Origin of the sequence: Nonomuraea sp. B5E05 (genome assembly GCF_039880665.1) — a bacterium.
In the GTDB taxonomy this organism is placed as follows: domain Bacteria; phylum Actinomycetota; class Actinomycetes; order Streptosporangiales; family Streptosporangiaceae; genus Nonomuraea.
In genome coordinates this window covers 43191-60892 of sequence record NZ_JBDPMJ010000020.1, presented here as the reverse complement: position 1 = coordinate 60892, position 17702 = coordinate 43191, and the positions used below count along the sequence as shown (strand labels likewise).

19 protein-coding genes are annotated in these 17702 nt (G+C 72.5%); 10 read left to right on the top strand and 9 right to left on the bottom strand.

The genetic code is table 11. The features are described from left to right. Position 1 precedes the first annotated feature (1 nt). Positions 2-784, bottom strand: a complete 783-nt coding sequence (locus tag ABGB01_RS31530; protein WP_347777141.1) for a BTAD domain-containing putative transcriptional regulator — start codon at positions 782-784, stop codon at positions 2-4. Positions 785-1034: 250 nt separating this feature from the next. Here ABGB01_RS31530 and ABGB01_RS31525 point away from each other — a divergent pair, with 250 nt between their 5' ends. Further along, the gene (locus ABGB01_RS31525; RefSeq protein ID WP_347777140.1) at positions 1035-2366 is read left to right on the top strand and encodes a serine hydrolase domain-containing protein; all 1332 of its coding nucleotides are present in this window, start codon (positions 1035-1037) and stop codon (positions 2364-2366) included. Positions 2367-2571: 205 nt separating this feature from the next. After that, positions 2572-3468 (top strand): RNA polymerase sigma-70 factor, encoded by an 897-nt coding sequence (locus ABGB01_RS31520; protein WP_347777139.1) that lies wholly within the window; start codon positions 2572-2574, stop codon positions 3466-3468. Between the two features lie 25 nt (positions 3469-3493). Here ABGB01_RS31520 and ABGB01_RS31515 read toward each other — a convergent pair whose 3' ends face one another. Further along, positions 3494-4390 (bottom strand): TIGR03620 family F420-dependent LLM class oxidoreductase, encoded by an 897-nt coding sequence (locus ABGB01_RS31515; protein WP_347777138.1) that lies wholly within the window; start codon positions 4388-4390, stop codon positions 3494-3496. 94 nt (positions 4391-4484) lie between these two features. Here ABGB01_RS31515 and ABGB01_RS31510 point away from each other — a divergent pair, with 94 nt between their 5' ends. The 4 genes from ABGB01_RS31510 (at position 4485) to ABGB01_RS31495 (ending at position 6727) form a co-directional block, all read left to right on the top strand. Continuing rightward, positions 4485-5033, top strand: coding sequence for a helix-turn-helix domain-containing protein (locus tag ABGB01_RS31510; RefSeq protein WP_347777137.1), 549 nt, complete (start codon positions 4485-4487; stop codon positions 5031-5033). Beyond that, a complete protein-coding gene (locus tag ABGB01_RS31505; RefSeq protein WP_347777136.1) occupies positions 5026-5625 on the top strand; it encodes a TetR/AcrR family transcriptional regulator in 600 nt (199 codons plus the stop codon). Before ABGB01_RS31510 ends, ABGB01_RS31505 begins: the two co-directional genes overlap by 8 nt. A 142-nt stretch (positions 5626-5767) precedes the next feature. Beyond that, on the top strand, positions 5768-6190 hold the full coding sequence (locus ABGB01_RS31500; RefSeq protein ID WP_347777135.1) for an SRPBCC family protein: 423 nt from the start codon (positions 5768-5770) through the stop codon (positions 6188-6190). A 90-nt stretch (positions 6191-6280) separates the two neighbouring features. Continuing rightward, complete coding sequence (locus ABGB01_RS31495) at positions 6281-6727, top strand: hypothetical protein (protein ID WP_347777134.1); 447 nt, start codon at positions 6281-6283, stop codon at positions 6725-6727. A 239-nt stretch (positions 6728-6966) separates the two neighbouring features. On the opposite strand, the gene ABGB01_RS31490 is transcribed toward ABGB01_RS31495, so the two are convergent. Next, positions 6967-7551, bottom strand: a complete 585-nt coding sequence (locus ABGB01_RS31490; RefSeq protein ID WP_347777133.1) for a dihydrofolate reductase family protein — start codon at positions 7549-7551, stop codon at positions 6967-6969. Between the two features lie 613 nt (positions 7552-8164). Between ABGB01_RS31490 and ABGB01_RS31485 the strand changes: the two genes are divergently transcribed. Beyond that, positions 8165-8728: a DUF305 domain-containing protein gene (locus ABGB01_RS31485; protein WP_347777132.1), complete on the top strand. Its 564-nt coding sequence runs from the start codon at positions 8165-8167 to the stop codon at positions 8726-8728. Positions 8729-8851: 123 nt separating this feature from the next. Then, positions 8852-9874, top strand: a complete 1023-nt coding sequence (locus ABGB01_RS31480; protein ID WP_347777131.1) for a zinc-dependent alcohol dehydrogenase family protein — start codon at positions 8852-8854, stop codon at positions 9872-9874. A 49-nt stretch (positions 9875-9923) separates the two neighbouring features. Here the strand turns inward: ABGB01_RS31480 and ABGB01_RS31475 are convergent, their stop codons facing one another. The 3 genes from ABGB01_RS31475 to ABGB01_RS31465 are packed head-to-tail and all read right to left on the bottom strand — an operon-like array spanning position 9924 to position 12260. Beyond that, positions 9924-10568, bottom strand: a complete 645-nt coding sequence (locus ABGB01_RS31475) for a response regulator transcription factor (protein WP_347777130.1) — start codon at positions 10566-10568, stop codon at positions 9924-9926. Further along, positions 10559-11659, bottom strand: a complete 1101-nt coding sequence (locus tag ABGB01_RS31470; RefSeq protein ID WP_347777129.1) for a histidine kinase — start codon at positions 11657-11659, stop codon at positions 10559-10561. The genes ABGB01_RS31475 and ABGB01_RS31470 overlap by 10 nt, the downstream gene beginning before the upstream one ends. Continuing rightward, on the bottom strand, positions 11643-12260 hold the full coding sequence (locus tag ABGB01_RS31465) for a DedA family protein (protein WP_347777128.1): 618 nt from the start codon (positions 12258-12260) through the stop codon (positions 11643-11645). Before ABGB01_RS31465 ends, ABGB01_RS31470 begins: the two co-directional genes overlap by 17 nt. A 101-nt stretch (positions 12261-12361) precedes the next feature. On the opposite strand from ABGB01_RS31465, the gene ABGB01_RS31460 reads away from it, so the two are divergent. Both ABGB01_RS31460 and ABGB01_RS31455 read left to right on the top strand, forming a co-directional pair. Then, on the top strand, positions 12362-15154 hold the full coding sequence (locus tag ABGB01_RS31460) for a DEAD/DEAH box helicase (RefSeq protein WP_347777127.1): 2793 nt from the start codon (positions 12362-12364) through the stop codon (positions 15152-15154). Next, positions 15151-16317, top strand: a complete 1167-nt coding sequence (locus ABGB01_RS31455; protein WP_347777126.1) for an SWIM zinc finger family protein — start codon at positions 15151-15153, stop codon at positions 16315-16317. The genes ABGB01_RS31460 and ABGB01_RS31455 overlap by 4 nt, the downstream gene beginning before the upstream one ends. 3 nt (positions 16318-16320) lie before the next feature. Here the strand turns inward: ABGB01_RS31455 and ABGB01_RS31450 are convergent, their stop codons facing one another. The 3 genes from ABGB01_RS31450 to ABGB01_RS31440 are packed head-to-tail and all read right to left on the bottom strand — an operon-like array spanning position 16321 to position 17686. Beyond that, entirely contained in the window at positions 16321-16719 is a 399-nt protein-coding gene (locus ABGB01_RS31450; protein ID WP_347777125.1) for a VOC family protein, read from the bottom strand. After that, positions 16716-17336 carry an SRPBCC family protein gene (locus tag ABGB01_RS31445; RefSeq protein ID WP_347777124.1) on the bottom strand — a complete coding sequence of 207 codons (621 nt, stop codon included), beginning with the start codon at positions 17334-17336 and terminating at the stop codon, positions 16716-16718. The genes ABGB01_RS31450 and ABGB01_RS31445 overlap by 4 nt, the downstream gene beginning before the upstream one ends. Beyond that, positions 17336-17686 (bottom strand): metalloregulator ArsR/SmtB family transcription factor, encoded by a 351-nt coding sequence (locus ABGB01_RS31440; RefSeq protein ID WP_347777123.1) that lies wholly within the window; start codon positions 17684-17686, stop codon positions 17336-17338. Before ABGB01_RS31440 ends, ABGB01_RS31445 begins: the two co-directional genes overlap by 1 nt. Positions 17687-17702 lie beyond the last annotated feature (16 nt).

Here is a 17702-nt window from a genome sequence, read left to right as displayed (position 1 = left end):
GTCACCGGCCCGTCATGCGGGCGTGACCGGGCCGTGACGGCGCCCGCATGACAGGAGGGCGCTCCGCGAGCAGACCCGCGACCCGCTCGCGCAAGCGGGGCGTCGGCGTGATGCCGAGTTCGTCGCGCAGATTCCGCTCGAACGCCTGGAAGTGACGGAGCGCCTCCGCCTGGTTACCCTCGGCCAGATGCGCGTCCATCAAGGCGGCGCAAGCGCTTTCCCGCAGGGGTTCGGCGTGGACGGCCACGCCCGCGGCCGCCACCGCCTCGGCGAAGCGTCCCGCCTGCAGGAACCACCCCGACAACGCCTCCAGCGCGTGCAGGCGCAACTGGTGCCATTCGTCCGAGGCGGCCAGCACCCACTCGTCGTACCAGCCGGGCAGCAGGCCGTCCGACAGCACCTCGATCGAGCCGGCGCACACGTCGCCGTCCTGCGGGGGCTCCAGCGGGTCCAGCAGGCGCCGCGCCAGCGACCTGGCCTCGTCGAGGTCCACTCCGACCTCCGGGCACAACCCGAGGCCGTTCGAGTCGACGCGCAGCAGCCGCCGGCCGGCCCCGTCCAGGCGGGTCAGCGCGGAACGCAGGCTGGCCTGCGCCCGCCGTTCCGGCGCCCCCGGCCACAGCGCCGCCGCCATCACCGATCGGGTCACCGTGTTCCTGCTGAGCGCCAGGTACGCCAGCAGGCGCTCCGATCCGCTGGACAGCACGATCCGCTCCTCACCGGCCATCAGCCGGAAACCACCGAGGAGCATGAGAAAGACGGCACGCGGGCCGCTGTCCGCCATCTCCGGTCCCCTTCACTGTGCGGGAGCAGGCTCATCCGTGGGGGACCAGACCATCGGTCTGCTGCACACCCTACCTGCGGCGATAGCACCGAACCGGTAGAAAGACGTCGGTGCCGTCACGAAATTTCGGCAACGCCGGCGCCCTCCGGCGCCCGGAGGCCCCGGCGCGCTCCCGCGTGGCGGGCCCGGACGGACGGTCAGGGGGAAAGGGCCCGACCCGGCCCCCGCGCGGCGGCTAATCTTGTCGCCCATGACGCAGGTGGGACACAGGACGGCACGTGCGCTGCTGCGCAGGATCGCCGTCGAACAGGCCGAATGCAGGGTGCCGTCGCTGACGGCCGCGATCGTGCGCGACGGCGCGACGGCGTGGTTCGGCGGGCGCGGCCGCGTCGACGGCGCCGCACCGACCGCCGCCACCCAGTACCGGCTCGGATCGATCACCAAGAGCATGGTCGCCGTCGTCGTCATGCGGCTGCGCGACGAAGGAGCGCTACGGCTGACCGACCCGCTGGAGGAACACCTGCCCGGCGCGCCACTGGGGCACCTGACGATCGCCCAGCTGCTGTCGCACACCGCCGGCCTGACCGCGGAGCCGCCCACCGACTGGTGGGAGCGCACCCCCGGCGTGCCCGCCGCCGAGCTGCTGGCCCGTCTCGGGCCTGACGAGCTCAAACACCGGCCAGGCCGGCGTTTCCACTACTCCAACGTCGGTTTCGCGCTGCTCGGCGAGCTCGTCGCCCGCCTGCGCGGCACCACGTGGCTCAAGGCCGTACGCGCCGAGGTGCTCGACCCGCTCGGCATGCACGACACCACCGCCAGGCCCCGCGCCCCCCACGCCACCGGCTACGCCGTGCACCCGTGGGCCGACGTGGTGCTGGCCGAGCCCGAACACGACGCCGACGCCATGGGCCCCGCGGGACAACTGTGGTCCACCCCGCACGACCTGGCCCGCTGGGCGGCCTTCCTCGGCGGCGACACCGCGGGCGTGCTGTGCCCCGGCACCCTCGCCGAGATGCGCGAGCCGGCCGGCGTCGACGACGGCGACACCTGGACCGGCGGGTTCGGGCTCGGCCTGCAGCTGGCCAGACCCGGCGGCCGCCGCCTGGCCGGCCACACCGGGTCGATGCCCGGCTTCCTGGCCACCGTGTGGGCCGACCCCGCGGCCGGCGCGGGAGTGCTGTTCATGGCCAACACCACCTCCGGGCTCAGCGGCAGGCTGGCGACCGACCTGCTGGACATCCTGGAGGAGTACGAACCGCGGCTGCCCGACGAATGGCAGCCGGCCGCCGCCGACCCGCAACTACTGGAGCTGACCGGGCTGTGGCACTGGGGGCCGAAACCGTACGCGCTGCGGCTGCTGCCCGAGCGCGGGCTGTCGCTCGAACCGGTCGGCGGCGGCGGGCGGGCCTCCCGGTTCGTGCCCCAGGACGACGGCACGTGGCTGGGCCTGGACGGCTACTACGCCGGGGAGACGCTGCGGGTGGCGCCCGACCACCTCGACCTCAACACCTTCATCTTCACCCGCGACCCCTACGACCCCGGCGCGCCGGTGCCGGGCGGCGTGACCGGCTGGCACGCCTGACCACAGCCGGATGACGGCCGGGTGACGGCCGGGTGACCGCCTCCCCTGGCGGTCACCCGGCACGGCGGCGGCGGGTCAACCATGTTCGGCCCGGTCCTGGGCAGGTGGAGCGGAACCATCCCCCCGGTTCCCGGGGAGATCGCCGCAGTGATGCGCGAGGTCTCCCCGGCAGGAAGAGCGCGTCGAGAAGCGAGGACCGGCGACGATGCAGTCGAACGAAGACCTGGCGGCAGGCTCCGGCAGCCTGCGGGAGGCCGAGCAGGCGTTCCAGGCGGTACGCGGGCGCCTGTTCGGGATCGCGTACCGCCTGCTGGGCAGCGTCAGCGAGGCCGACGACCTGCTCCAGGAGGTGTGGATCCGATGGCAGACGAGCGACCGGCGCAACGTGCGCAACACGGAGGCGTTCCTCGCCACCACGACCACCCGGCTGGCGATCAACGTGCTGCGATCGGCGCGGGCGCGCCGCGAGACCTGCGTCGGCCCGTGGCTGCCCGAGCCCGTCGACACCAGCGCCGACCCGGCGCTGGGCGCCGAACGCGCCGAGGCCCTGGAAGTCGCGGTGCTGATGTTGCTGGAGCGGCTCACACCCACCGAACGCGCGTCGTACGTGCTGCGCGAGGCGTTCGACCACTCCTACGAGCGGATCGCCGAGATCATCGGGCACACCCCGGCGAGCGTGCGCCAGCTGGTCAGCCGCGCGCGCAAGCACCTGGCAGCGGGGCGACGCGCCAGCGTCGCCGCCTCCGCGCAGCGGCGGCTGCTGACCGCGTTCGTGGCGGCCGCCCGGTCAGGGGAGGTCGCCGGGCTCGAGGCGCTCCTCGCCGAGGACGTCGTCTCCTGCTCCGACGGCGGCGGCGCCGTGCGCGCGTCGACGTTCCCGGTCGTCGGCCGCCACCGCGTGGCCAGGCACGTGCACGCGTTCGCCGGCACGTACTGGCACGGCGTGACGGTCGAGCCGGTCGAGGCCGACGGGCACGCCTTGGTCCGGCTGTCCCACGAGGGGCGGGTGGTCGCGGTCGTCACCGTGAGCGTCACCTCCGACGGCATCGACCGGGTGTTGTGGATGACGAACCCGTTGAAGCTCGCCGCGATGGCCGCATGAGCCGCGCCGCCCGGCCCTCCGGGGTTCAGGGCCGGGCCAGGTGGGCCAGCTCGCGCCACTCCCGCAAGGGCGGCGTGGCCGGGTCGGCGGTGAGCACCTGCAGGCAGACGTGGTCGGCGCCCGCGTCGAGGTGTTCCCGTACCCGTTTCCCGATCACCTCGGCGTCGCCGTAGGCGACGATCGCGTCCACGAGGCGCCGGCTCGGGCCCGTCAGGTCCGCGTCGTCGAAGCCGAGCCGGCGCAGGCTGGCGATCTGGTGGGGCGCGGCCGCACTGTAGAAGCCGACGTGCTCGGTGGCCAGCGCGCGTGCCCTGGCCACGTCGGTGTCGAGCACCACGGCCTGCTCGACCGCCAGGAACGCCTCGGGCCCCATGACCTGCCGGGCCATGCGCGTGTGCTCGACGGGCACGAAATACGGATGGGCGCCCATCGTGCGTTCGGCGGCCAGCGCCAGCATCTTCGGGCCGAGGGCGGCCAGGACGCGCCGCGGGGGCGCGGCGGGTGGCGGCGACTCCAGCGGCACCGCGTCCATCGCGCCGAGGTAGGCGCCCATCGTCCGCACCGCCCTGCCGCGGCTGGGAACAACGTACCCCTCCATGACGATGGGCTCGTCGCTCACCCGGTGGCCGCCCAGGCCGAGCACGTAACGGTCGGGGAAGGCCTCGTTGACGGCCCGCTCGGCCGCGGCCATGGAGATCGGGTCACGGAAGGCGATGTTGGCGATGCCGGCGGCGACGACGAGCCGCGTGGTGGCCGACAGGGTGATCCAGGCCTGGCTCACCGTGTCGCGCCCGAAGGCCTCGCCGAACCACAGGGCACCGTAGCCGAGCTCCTCGATCTCCGCCGCCGTCTCGCGGACTTTCGCCGTCGGCTGCCTGTCGAGAGCGAACGTCCAGACACCGACTTCTCCCAGATTGCGCATGGAGTACTCCAGAACGAACAATAACCGGAGAGGTTCTCCGGATGGTTGTGGCTAGAATACGGAGAGGTTCTCCGGATGAGCAACAGGGGGTGCGATGCGGGCCGACGCGCGCCGCAACCGCGAGCATCTCGTGGCGACCGCCAGGGCCGTGTTCGCCGAGTCGGGGCCCGACGCGTCCCTCAACGAGGTCGCCCGCAGGGCAGGAGTGGGTCCCGGCACGCTCTACCGCCACTTCCCGACCCGGCAGGCGCTGCTGCAGGCCGTCTTCAGGGACCGGGTCGAGAGGCTGTGCGCCCAGGCCGTGGACCTGGCCGCACACCCCTGCCCCGGGCGGGCGCTGGTGCGTTGGCTGCAGGCCGTGCTCGTGCACGCGCAGACCGACGGCGGCCTGTCCGCCGCGATGGTGTCGGAACCCGAGCTCGGCATCGACTGCCACGCCATGATGCGCTCGGCCGCGGCCGACCTGCTGGCCCGCGCACAGCGAGCCGGGCAGGCCGCGGCCGGTGTCGAGGTCGACGACCTGTTCCAACTCCTCACCGGCATCTCGACGGCCGCGCCGGCAGGCCGCGCGGCGCGGCTGCTCGGGCTCGCTCTCGGCGGGCTGATCCCCTCGGCCGCCGCCTATAGTGAGTCAGATGGCTGACTCGAAGGGTTCGCGGGCCAGGACGGCGACCGCCAAACGGCAGCGGCTGACGGCCGCCGCCGCCCGGGTCGTACACCAGCAGGGCGTCGAGCGCACCACCATCGCCGACATCGCCCGGGCCGCCGACGTTCCCGTGGGCAACGTCTACTACTACTTCAAGACCAAGGACGACCTCGTCGCGGCCGCACTCACCGAGCACGCCCACGGGCTGCAGACCCTCACCACCCGTCTCGACCGCCTCCCCGACCCCAGGCAGCGGCTCAAAGGCCTCGTCGAGGCCTGGGTCGGCGAGCGCGAGCTCGCCGCCCGCTACGGCTGCCCCACCGGCACCCTCGCCGCCGAGCTGGGCAAACGCGAAGAAGGCGGCCTCCACGACGAAACCGGCAAGGTCATCCGGCTGCTGCTCGACTGGGCCGGACGCCAGTTCCGCCAGCTCGCACTGCCCGACCCCGACGGGCTCGCCCTGACGCTGGTCAGCGCCTACCAGGGCATGTCGCTGCTGGCCAACGCGCTGCGCGAGCCCGGCGTCATGACCCGCGAAGGCCGGCGGCTGACCGACTGGCTCGACTCCCTCCCCGACCTGCGCGACTGACCCGCGCGACCGACCGGTCGCCGAGGCCGCGCCGCCGCCCGCCCGCCGCCGCCCGCCCGCCGCCCGCCGCCGCGTCGTGCCGGCCGGCGCGGGTAGGGTCCGAGCGGGAGGAGACCACGTGGTCACGCGTCGAGGGAGCCGGATGAAACTCGTGTACACGGCCGTCGCCGTCCACGTGCCCGCGCCGCCGGAACACGTGTTCGCGCTGATCACCGACTGGCCCAGGCACCGGGACTGGATGTTCATGACCACCGCCCGCCAGGTGGGCGAGCACGCCGTCGAGGCCTACACCGGTCTGCGGCCGCTCGGCTTCCTCGACACGATGACGATCACCCGCTGGGAGCCTCCCACGCTGGTGATCATGAACCACACCGGGCGCGTGGTGCGCGGCCGCGGCGCGATCCGGGTACGGCCGCACGACGGCGGCAGCCGGGTCGTCTGGGCCGAGGAACTGCGCATGCCGTTCGGGCCGCTCGGCCGGGCCCTGTGGCCGCTGGCCCGCCCGCTCGTCCGCGCCCTCGCCCGCCACTCCCTGCGCAAGCTGGGCTCGCTGCTGAGCCGCTGATCCCGCCGACGGCCCGCAAGATCGGCGCCGTACGCGTGGTTGAGACTGGCAGGAGTCGTTGATCGAGTGATCGGTATCCGTCGGGCCCGTGTGACGATGCGCGAGCAACTGCCCGACCGCCGCCTCGACTGGCGGAGCCCCGCCACCCACGAGCTGTCGAATGACGAGCGCAGCGTGGTGAAGTCGTATATCGACGCCCATGAGCGCAACGACCTCGACGGGCTGATGGCCCTGCTGCGCGACGACCTGCGCTTCGTGATGCTGCCCGATCCGGGCACCTTGATCATGACGGCCAAGGACGCGGTGGACGGCTGGGTCTCCAGCGGGCTCTTCCAACACGGCTACGACGGCTGGTGCTGCATCGCCACGACGGTCAACCGCATGCCTGCCGCCGTGCTGTACCTCCGCGCCCCCGACGACCCGGAATACCATTTGTTCACCATCGCGGTCCTGCACATCGTCGACGGGAAGATCGCCGAACTCACCGGATTCGATGCCACCGACAAACCATGGCTGGGCCTGCCCGCGACGCTGTGATCAGACAAGTCCTCATCGTCGACGAGTCCAGCGCACGGGCCGGCGTCACCGAAGTCACCGCGGAATGAGCACCCGACCAGCTGAACACCAACGCGGCAACTCGAACACCACCGCCCCGCAGGCTTTGCCGGCGGGGCATCTTGATGGGGCCGGGGAAGGTTCCCTATAGCCGAGGGTTACGGTGAGCACGCCGGCAAGGACTTCGACCTGGCCTCACGAGCCGAACATCTGGCCCATGCTCATCGCCTTGTCTCGTACCTGCTCAGCACCACGCCGCCGGGAAACGTCCGCGTCTCCACCAGGCTCAGGTTCACCCAGTTGTCCAGGGCTGTGAAGAACGGCGTGCCGCCGCCCACCAGGACCGGATGGGTGACGATCGCGTACTCGTCGATCAGTCCGGCCCGCATGGCCGCCGCGGCGAGCGTTGCGCCGCCGATGTCCATGGGCCCGCCGTCGTCGGCCTTGAGCCTGGTGATCTCGGTGACCGCGTCGCCCGTGACCAGACGGGTGTTCCAGTCGACCGTGCTGGTCGTCGAGGAGAACACCACCTTCGGCATGTTCCGCCAGCGGCCGGCGAACTCGATCGCCGCCGGTGTGGCACCCGGCTGCTTGTCGGCGGTCGGCCAGTGGGAGCTCATCGACTCCCACAGCTTGCGCCCGTACAGCGCCAGGCCCGTCGCGTCCACCCGGTCGGACCACCACTGGAACAGCTCGTTGCTCGGCGACGAGTCCGGCCCCTCTCCCCCACTCCAGCCGATGTCGTCGCCGGACGCGGCGATGTAGCCGTCCAGCGTCACGTTCATACCGAAGATAAGTTTCCGCATCGTGCCAGCCTCCCGTGAGTCGATCTCACACATACAGACGGGCACGGCCCGGAAACCTCATCGGTGCGCGATATGCCTCCGCAGGCAGTCCTCGCGTCCGGACTCGGCACGGCGTACTCGGCGGGCTCGAGCACCACCGACCGGATCTCGACTGCACCCTCGCAAACGCCAGGTCACACAGCTACAGAGCCGGACCCTCCCACCGCGCTGGAGATCGCCGACCAGTTCCCGACGCTGGGCATCTCGCTCGGCGACCAGCGGCCGCACGTGCCCGGCAAGATCCGCAAGTACCTACCTCTCCCGGCGCCGACGCAGCTAAGCATCGAACGTTCCGGGCAGATACGAGAGCCCTCTTGTGCCGCCGCTCGCTCCGTCGAAGCAGTCCGATCAGGGGACGGCGGACCTGACGTCGGCCGGTCAGAACAGCGGGAATACCGTAGGAGTAGGTGCGGCGTTAGGGGGCCGACGCATGAAGCGACGCTCTGTGAAGACCGCGATCGCCGCTGGGGCATTCCTGGCCGCGACCACTACGGGTTCGGCGGCCGCCGCGGCGGCCATGGGCTCTCCACCGATGAGTCCTTCTCCCACGGGTTCGCAGCCAACCTGCCCAGGCATGGGGCAGATGCATCCCGTCGCCAGTGAGTACGACTACCTGTCGCAGATGGTGCCGCACCACGAGGACGCCATCACCGCGGCCCGGCAGCTGCAGCGGTCCAACAGGCCCGAGATGCGGCAGCTCGGGCAGTCCATCGTCACGACGCAGACCGCCGAGGTCGCCAGGATGAAGGGCTGGCTGGAGCAGTGGTACCGGCAGAGCCCGGCGCCGAGCCCGAGCGGGACCACGATGCCCGACCTGTCGGGGCTGTCGGGAGATCAGCTCGACAGGACGTTCCTGCAGCACATGATCCCGCACCACATGATGGCGGTCATGATGTCGCAGCAGCTCCTCATGCACGGTGAGGCGCAGCATGCCGAGGTCTCCGACTTCGCCCGCACGGTGCGCGAGGACCAGTGGGCGGAGGCCCGCACGATGCGGCAGTACCTGGCCCAGTGGTTCGGACAGCAGAGCATGCCCTGCATCCCGCAAGTGCCCGGCATGCCCGGGATGACGCCAGGGCCCTTTCCGGGATCACCCGGCCAGCCGGCGCCCACGGAGCCCTCACCGACGGGCACCTGACGGAACGGCCACCCTGCACCCGCAGGAAGCAGCCCGACGACCGCCCACTGCAGAGCGCCGGAACGTGACCGTCCACGGGCGTCCGCCGTCATCACAACGACACTGTCGAAGGAGACACCTGTCATGCGTGGAGTAGTTCTGCACGGCCCAGGCGACGTACGCGTCGAGGACCGCGCCGACCCGCGGATCGTCCAGCCCACCGACGCGATCATCCGCGTCACCGCGGCGTGCGTCTGCGGCTCGGACCTGTGGCCCTACCGCGGCATCGACCTGGGTGACGGCCCGGCACCGATGGGGCACGAGTACGTGGGCGTCGTCGAGCAGACCGGCGACCAGGTTGAAACGATCAAGGTCGGGGACTTCGTCGTCGGCTCGTTCTTCGCCTCCGACAACACCTGCGAGATCTGCCGGGCGGGCTACCAGTCCCGGTGCGTGCACGCCGAGCTGATCGGCGCGATCGGCACCCAGGCCCAGCACGCCCGGATCCCGCTGGCCGACGGCACCCTCGTCGCCACTCCCGGCCAGCCGGACGCCGGCCTCGTCCCCAGTCTGCTGACCGCCTCCGACGTGCTCGGCACCGGCTGGTTCGCCGCCGTCGCCGCGGAAGCCGGGCCCGGCAGGACGGTCGCCGTCGTGGGCGACGGGGCGGTCGGGCTGCTCGGCGTCCTGGCCGCCAGGCAGCTCGGCGCCGAACGCATCATCGTCTTCAGCCGCCACGCCGACCGGCAGGAGCTCGCCGTCGAGTTCGGCGCCACCGGCATCATCACCGAACGCGGCGACCAGGGCGTCGCCCGGCTCAAGGAGCTCACCGGAGGTCTGGGCGCGCACTCGGTCATCGAGGCCGTCGGCACGCAGGAGTCGATGATGCAGGCCATCCGCTCCACCCGGCCCGGCGGCCACGTCGGGTACGTCGGCGTCAGCCACGACGTCGCGCTGCCGGGCGAGGAGCTGTTCTTCTCCGCCGTGCACCTGCACGGCGGCCCGGCTCCGGTCCGGCGCTTCCTGCCCGAGCTCATCGGCCTGATCTGGGACCGGAAGATCGATCCCGGCAGGGTCTTCGACCTCGACCTCCCGCTGGAGGAGGCCTCCGAGGGCTACCGGGCGATGGACGAACGCCGCGCCATCAAGACCCTGCTCCGCCCCTGACCCGCCACCGGAGGAACTCCGTGGGACTGCTGAAGCGGTGGCCGGGCGGTCAGGACTCCAGGAAGTGCAGCACGGCCAGCACCCGGCGGCTGTAGCCGGTGGTGTGCGACAGGCCGAGCTTGTCGAACAGCGAGTTGACGTGCTTCTCCACCGCGCTCTGCGACACGTGCAGCGCCTGTGCGATCGAGGCGTTGGTCAGCCCCTGCGCCATCCGCTCCAGCACCTCGCGCTCGCGTGCGGTGAGCCGGGCCAGGGGATCGACCTGGGTGGTGCGGGCCAGCAGCTGGCGCACCACCTCGGGGTCGAACGCCGCTCCCCCGGCCCCCACCCGCTCCAGCGCGTCCAGGAAGTCGCCGACCTGCGCCACCCGGTCCTTCAGCAGGTAGCCGACCCCTTCGACGTCCGCGCTCATCAGCTCGGCGGCGTACCTCTTCTCGACGTACTGCGACAACACCAGCACCTTCACCGTCGGCCAGCGCGTCCTGATCTTCAGGGCGGCCCGCAGCCCTTCGTCGGTGTGGGTCGGCGGCATGCGCACGTCCACCACCGCGATGTCCGGCTCGTACGCCGCCACCGCCGACACCAGCGACTCGGCGTCGGCCACCGCCGCGGCGACCTCGTGGCCCTCCTCGACCAGCAGCCGGACCAGGCCCTCGCGCAGCAGCGTGGAGTCCTCGGCCAGGATCACCCGCACGGCAGCACCGCCGTGATCGACGTCGGCCCGCCCGGGGGGCTGGTCAGCTCGAACGTGCCGTCCAGCGCCGCTACCCGCCTGGCCAGCCCGGACAGGCCGCCGCCCGCCGGGCTGGCGCCGCCGCGGCCGTCGTCGCGGACCCGCACGACCACCTGGGAGTCCTCCTCGTGCACCTCGACCGTGATGAGCGTGGCGGCGGCGTGCTTGGCGGCGTTGGTCACCGCCTCGCTGACCACGAAGTAGGCCGCCGTCTCCACCGCCATCGGCGGCCGTCGCCGCAGCTCGCAGGCTACCTTGACGGGAACGTCGGACCGCTCGGCCACGCCCGCCAGCGCCTCGCCCAGGCCGAGGGAGTCCAGGCCGCTCGGATAGGCCCGCCAGGCCACCTCGCGCAGCTCCGCGAGCGCCTCCTGCGCCTCCTGGTGCGCCTGCTCCAGCAGCTCCGTGCGGCCCCGTTTCGAGCGTCCGATCAGCATCGACAGCGCCACCAGCCGCTGCTGCAGCCCGTCGTGCAGGTCACGCTCGATCCTGCGCCGCTCGGAGTCGACCGCGGCCACGATGCCGGCCCGGCTCTCGGCCAGCTCGGCGATCCTGCGTTCCAGCGCTTCGGTACGGTCGGGGCCCAGCATCCGCACGATCAGCATGCGCTCCAGCGCGTGCACCCCCACGATGCCCGACAGGTCGAGGAACAGCAGCACGCACCCGGCCACGGCGGTGTAGGCCAGCAGGGGCACCGACGGCAGCATGCCGTCGAACGGCTTGCCCTGCCCCCACAGCACGACGATGAACACCGCCGCGCCCGCGCCGTAGACGAGCAGGGCGATCACCATCCCGCCCAGCAGCCCGAGCGGGGCGCGGGCGGCGAGGTAGCGCGAGGCCCGCAGGTCGTCCTCGGTGAGCGCGGTCAGGCCGGTGGTGTCCAGGCGCAGGCGGCGCGCTTCGAGCCGGGCCAGGCGCCGGGAGGCGGCGACGACGTTGGGGTTGGCCAGGAACGGCAGAGCCACCAGCAGGAACACCAGCTCGCACAGCGCGGTCAGGGCGCCGAGCGTCACGGCGCCGAGCAACCGCAGGCCCTCAGCGGCCAGACGCATGCTTGCCCTTGCGCCGCTCGGCCAGCCGGACACCGATGAACACCAGGATCGCCAGCAGGACCAGGCCGACCACCACGTAGGTGCCGGCCCCGACGTACGTCTCGACGACCGACCACTGCTCGCCCAGGAGATAGCCGGCCATCACGAAGATCGTGTTCCAGATGAGGCTGCCGGCCGTGGTCAGCGCCGTGAACGTCGGCAGCGGCATGCGCTCCACGCCGGCGGGGATGGAGATCAGGCTGCGGAAGACGGGGATCATCCGGCCGAAGAAGACGGTCTTGCGGCCGTGGCGCCCGAACCAGGCCTCGGTCTTCTCGATGTCGGACGTCTTCACCAGGGGCAGCTTGGCGGCCAGCGCCAGGGTGCGGTCGCGGCCCAGCGCCGCGCCCACCCAGTAGAGTGCCAGAGCCCCCAGCACCGAGCCGAGCGTCGTGAACACCAGCACCTCGATCAGGCCCAGCTCGCCCCTGCTGGCGGTGAAGCCCGACAGCGGCAAGATCACCTCGCTCGGCAGGGGCGGGAAGAGGTTCTCCAGCGCGATCGCGAGGCCCGCCCCGGGCGCCCCGAGGCTCTCCATCAGTCCAACCAACCAGTCAGTCATGGCACCAACGCTAGGCAAGATCGGACATGACGGTAATGCGGCAGGTGGCCGTCCCGGACTGTGGTAAACCACAGCCCCGGCGTACCGTACACTGTACGGCCGTGAGCCCCTTGACGGATCTGGTACGACACGCGGCAGTCTTCCAACCCGGCGATCCCCCCAGGTCGGGGGTGGTCGCCTTTCTCGATCCGGACGGTGAGTCCACCATGACGGTGGCCGAGCAGAACGGTGGCGAGGTGTGCACCCGGCAGGTCGCGGCGACCGTCGTGCCGGTGCACGAAGCGGTGGCCACGCTGGCCCGGGCCCGCACCGGCCCCGGCGTCCACCCTGCCACACGATTCTGGGGCGCGGTGGCCCTCGTGGCGCTCCAACTCCTCACGCGGGGCCGCGTGCTGCCCGGGGTGACGGCGGGCGAGCACGACTCCTGGCGGGCGGGGCCGCTGGACGCCGCCGACGTCAGGCGCGTACGCGACCTGGCCGATGCCATGCCCGCCTCTGCCCGCGCCGTGCCCCTGGCAAACCGGCGGGACGCCGGGATCAGGCTGCCCGACGCCGAGCCGCTCGTACGCGCCTTCCTGGACGCGGTCGCCGACACCATGCCCCGCTCCCCCGGCGCCGTCAGGGCCACCGGCACCACCGCCTACGCCGCCATGAAACCCGTCAAGGTGCCGCACCTGCGCGGATGGGCCGAGGAGGTGTCGGCCGGGCTCGACGCCGGCGTGCGCCTGTCGCTGCGGCTGGAGGCCGGCGACCTTTCCGGCGACCCTGCCGGTGAGCTGGCCGGTGAGCTGGCCGGTGAGTTCCGCGCCGTCGTCCAGGTGCACAGCCTGGCCGACCCCTCGCTCGTCGTCGACGCCGCCGCCCTGTGGCAGGGCGGCGGGCACAGCGGCGGGCACAGCGGCGGGCACAGCGGCGGGCACGGCCTCGGCGCCCGCGCCAGGATCGAGACCACCCTGGCCGTCCGCCGCGCCGCCCGCGCCTGGCCCCGCCTCGAACGACTGCTCGACAACGCCGTCCCCGACGAGCTCACCCTCTCCGACGGCGACATCAACGACCTCCTCGCCGCCGCCGCGGATCGCCTGGCCGCCATCGGCGTCGAGGTGCACTGGCCCAGGTCCCTCGTGCGCGGCCTGAGCGCCCGCGCCGTGATCGGCGAGCGCGACAGCGCGCCCTCCGACATGCCCTCGTTCCTCGGCGGGCACCAGCTGACCAGCTTCGACTGGCAGCTCGCCCTCGGCGGCGAACGCCTGACCCCCGCCGAGATGGACCTGCTCGCCGAGGCCCACCGCCCCGTCGTACGGCTGCGCGAGCAGTGGGTGCTCATCGACCCCGACCTGGCCCGCAAGGCCCGCCGGCGAGAGCTGAAGCCCCTGACCGGGCTCGAAGCGCTCGGCGCCGCCCTGACCGGGACGGTCGAGGTCGACGGCGAGCAGATCGAGGCCGAGCCCACCGCCTGGCTGCGCGAGCTGCGCGAACGCCTCGCCGAGCCCGCCGACGCCGGCCCGCCGCCCGGGCTGGCCGCCACCCTGCGCGACTACCAGCTGGCCGGGCTGCGCTGGCTGGCCAGGATGACCTCCCTCGGCCTCGGCGGCTGCCTGGCCGACGACATGGGCCTCGGCAAGACGATCACCGTGATCGCCCTCCACCTGCACCGCACAGGCACCGGCCCGACGCTCGTGGTGTGCCCGGCCTCGCTGCTGGGCAACTGGGAGCGCGAGATCACCAGGTTCGCGCCCGGCGTGCCCGTGCGCCGCTACCACGGCCCCGCCCGCACACTCGCCGACGAGGGGTTCGTGCTGACCACGTACGGCACCATGCGCCTCGACGCGGACCGCCTGGCCGGCCACTCGTGGGGCCTGCTCGTGGCCGACGAGGCCCAGCACGTCAAGAACCCCGCGTCCGGGACCGCCAAGGCCCTGCGCGAGATCCCCGCCGCCGCCCGCGTCGCGCTGACCGGCACACCCGTGGAGAACAACCTGTCGGAGCTGTGGGCCATCCTCGACTGGACCACGCCCGGACTGCTCGGTCCGCTCAGCAGGTTCAGGGCGCGATGGGCCAAACCCGTCGAGTCCGGCGACCGCCAGGCGGCCGAACGCCTGGCGCGGCTGGTCGGCCCGTTCCTGCTGCGCCGCCGCAAGAGCGACCCCGGCATCGCGCCCGAGCTGCCGCCCAAGACCGAGACCGACCGTCCCGTCGCGCTCACCACGGAGCAGGCCGGCCTGTACGAAGCCGCCGTACGCGAGATCATGGGCCAGATCAGGGACGCCCAGGGCATGGCCAGGCGCGGCCTCATCGTCAAGCTGCTCACCGGGCTCAAGCAGATCTGCAACCATCCCGCCCACTACCTGCATGAGGCAGACCCGCGCCTGCCCGGCCGCTCCGGCAAGCTCGAACTGCTGGACGAACTCATCGACACCATCACCGCCGAGGACGGCGCGGCGCTGGTCTTCACCCAGTACGTCGCCATGGCCCGTCTCCTGGAACGCCACCTCACCGCCAGGGGCGTGGGCACCCAGTTGCTGCACGGCGGCACCCCCGTCGCCCGCCGCGAGGAGATGGTCCGCCGCTTTCAGGACGGCCGGGCGCCGGTGTTCCTGCTGTCGCTCAAGGCGGCCGGCACCGGCCTCAACCTCACCCGCGCCGAGCACGTCATCCACTACGACCGCTGGTGGAACCCCGCCGTCGAGGACCAGGCCACCGACCGCGCCTACCGCATCGGCCAGACCCGTCCCGTCCAGGTGCACCGCCTGATCGCCGAGGGCACGATCGAGGACCGCATCGCCGGCATGCTCGCCGCCAAACGTTCGCTCGCCGACGCCGTGCTCGCCTCCGGCGAGGCCGCCTTCACCGAACTGACCGACGCCGACCTCGCCGCGCTCGTGGAGCTGAGGTGAACGCCGCCCGCGGGTTCCCCGCCTTCGCCCCCCAGCGCGCCGGCGCCCGCTTCGCCACCTCCTGGTGGGGCCGCGCCTGGGTCAAGGCCATGGAGGACACCTCCCTCGACCACGTCCTGCTGCGCAAGGGCCGAGCGTACGCCAAGACCGGGCAGCTCGGCCCCATCACCGTCAGCCCCGGCCGCATCGCCGCCGTCGCCGAGAACGAGTACGACACCGTCGTACGCGTCGAGCAGCTCACCGGCGCCGCATGGGAACGTTTCCTCGGCCAGGTGGCCGCCAAGGCCGGGCACATCGCCGCGCTCCTCGACGGCGACATGCCGCACGACCTGGTCGAGGCCGCCCAGGACGCCGCCGTGCCGCTGCTGCCCGCCGTCGGCGACCTGGAGCCCGAATGTTCCTGCCCCGACTGGGGCCACCCGTGCAAGCACGCCGCCGCCCTGTGCTACCAGGCCTCGTGGCTGCTGGACGCCGACCCGTTCGTGCTGCTGCTCATGCGCGGGCGCGGCCAGGACGAGCTGATCGAGGCGCTCCAGCAGCGCGACACCCCTGCCAGTGAGCCCGCCCGTGAGCCCGAGGGCGTGCCGGCCGCCGAGGCGTTCGCGCTGGGGACACCGCCGCTGCCCGGCCCGCCGCCGGACGACGTCACCTTCACCCCGCCCGCGCTCGAGCCCGGCCCCGGCGGCGACATCGACATCGGCATCGACGTCGCCGCGCTGGGCGTGCTGGCCGCCTCCGCCGCCTCCCGGGCGCGCGAGCTGCTGCTGCGCGGGCGGCTGCCCCGCCTCACCGAACACCAGGACCGCGTACGGCTGGCCGCCGAGCACGGCCTCGGGCTCGGCCGCGGGCTCGAGGCCGCCGTCCAGGCCTGGAGGTACGGCGGCGCCGACGGCCTCGACGTGCTCGAAACCCCCTGGACGCCGCCCCGCCAGGACCTGGCCAGGGCACGGGCCCGGCTGGAGGCCGGCTGGGAGGGCGCGGGCCCGCCGCCCGTCGAGGCGTGGCGCAACCGCTGGACGCTCGGCCCGCTGCAGCTACGTTACGGGCGCGACGGGCGGTGGTATCCCTTCACCGAACGCGACGGCGGCTGGTGGCCGGCCGGCCCGCCCGAACACGACCCGTCGGCCGCGGCCGGCCACGATCAACGCTGTCAGGACCGATGACGTTCAGTCCAGGTTGAGCTGCCACGAGACGCCGTAACGGTCGTTGACCCAGCCGAACTTCGTGCTGAACCCGTACGAGCCCAGCGGCATCAGCTCACCCCCGCCTTCGGCCAGTGCCGCGTACAGGCGGTCGAGCTCCTCCTCGGTGTCGCACCCGACGAACAGCGACATCGAGGGCGTGAAGTCGAAGCCGTGCGGCGTGGGGCTGTCCAGGCACATGTATTCCTGGCCGGCCAGCGTGAACGTGGCGCGCTTGATCGTGCCCTCCGCGCCGGGCTCGCCCGGGCCGAAGCGCTCCAGGTGGGTGACCTTGGCGTCGTCGAACAGCGACACGTAGAACGTCATCGCCTCCTCGGCCTCGCCCTTCTGGAACATGAGGAACGTGTGGATCTTCTGGGTCATGCGGGGGACTCCTCCTCGGGAGCGTAGAAAGCGGTGGTGGCGGCCACGGCGGCGGCGGCCTGGTCGGCAGGGGCGCCCGCGGCCTGGAACGCCTCACCCCATGCCTGGCTGGTCGCGATGATGAAGCTCCGGCCCTCGGCGGTCAGGTGGAAGGTCTCCTCGTCCACCTGCGCGCCGCCCGACAGGTGCAGGCCCAGACCCAGCAGGGCCAGGTCCCAGCCCACGCCGGTCGCGCCGGGCCCGTACTGCGACCACATCTCCGCCGGCACCTCGGCGGTGTGCTCGAGCTCGAACAGGGTGCCGCCGTCCTCGGCCGACAGGCGCACCTCCACCTCGGAGAAGCCGGGGTCGGGGCCGAAGAGCCAGGTGACCCTGAGCAGGCGCGGCGGCTCGCAGCGCAGGATCTCGCCGCCGGCGTTGCCCTTGAGCTGGTACGTGCCCCCCAGCCGGAGGTCCCCGGTGACCGGCAGGAACCATCGGCTCAGCCGCTCGGCGTCGGTGCAGGCCTCCCAGACGTCCTCCACGTCCGCGTCGTAGTGGCGCCGCAGCGCGACGGTCTTGCGCTCGCCGTTGACCACCTCGCGGTGCGCTCGGTTGAGCTCGTCGATAAAAGTCATCAAGTGTCCTTCTTGTCGTCTTTGACACGGCGTTCGCGCTTGCCCCGTGCCAGCTCGGTGGCCAGCGCGTCGAGCCGCTGGTTCCAGAAACCGCGAAATCGTTCCAGCCAGAGGTCGACCTCCCGCAGCGGCTCCGCCTCGACGGCGTAGAGCCGCCGGGTGCCCTGGGCACGCACGCTGGCGAACCCGTTGTCGCGCAACACCCGCAGGTGCTGGGAGACCGCCGGCTGGGAGATGCCGAACTCCTGCTGGATGACCGCGGTCACCTCGCCGGAGCTGCGCTCGCCCTCGGCGAGCAGCTCCAGGATCCGGCGTCGCACCGGATCTCCGAGGACGTCGAATGCGTGCACGCCGCCCACTATTTCA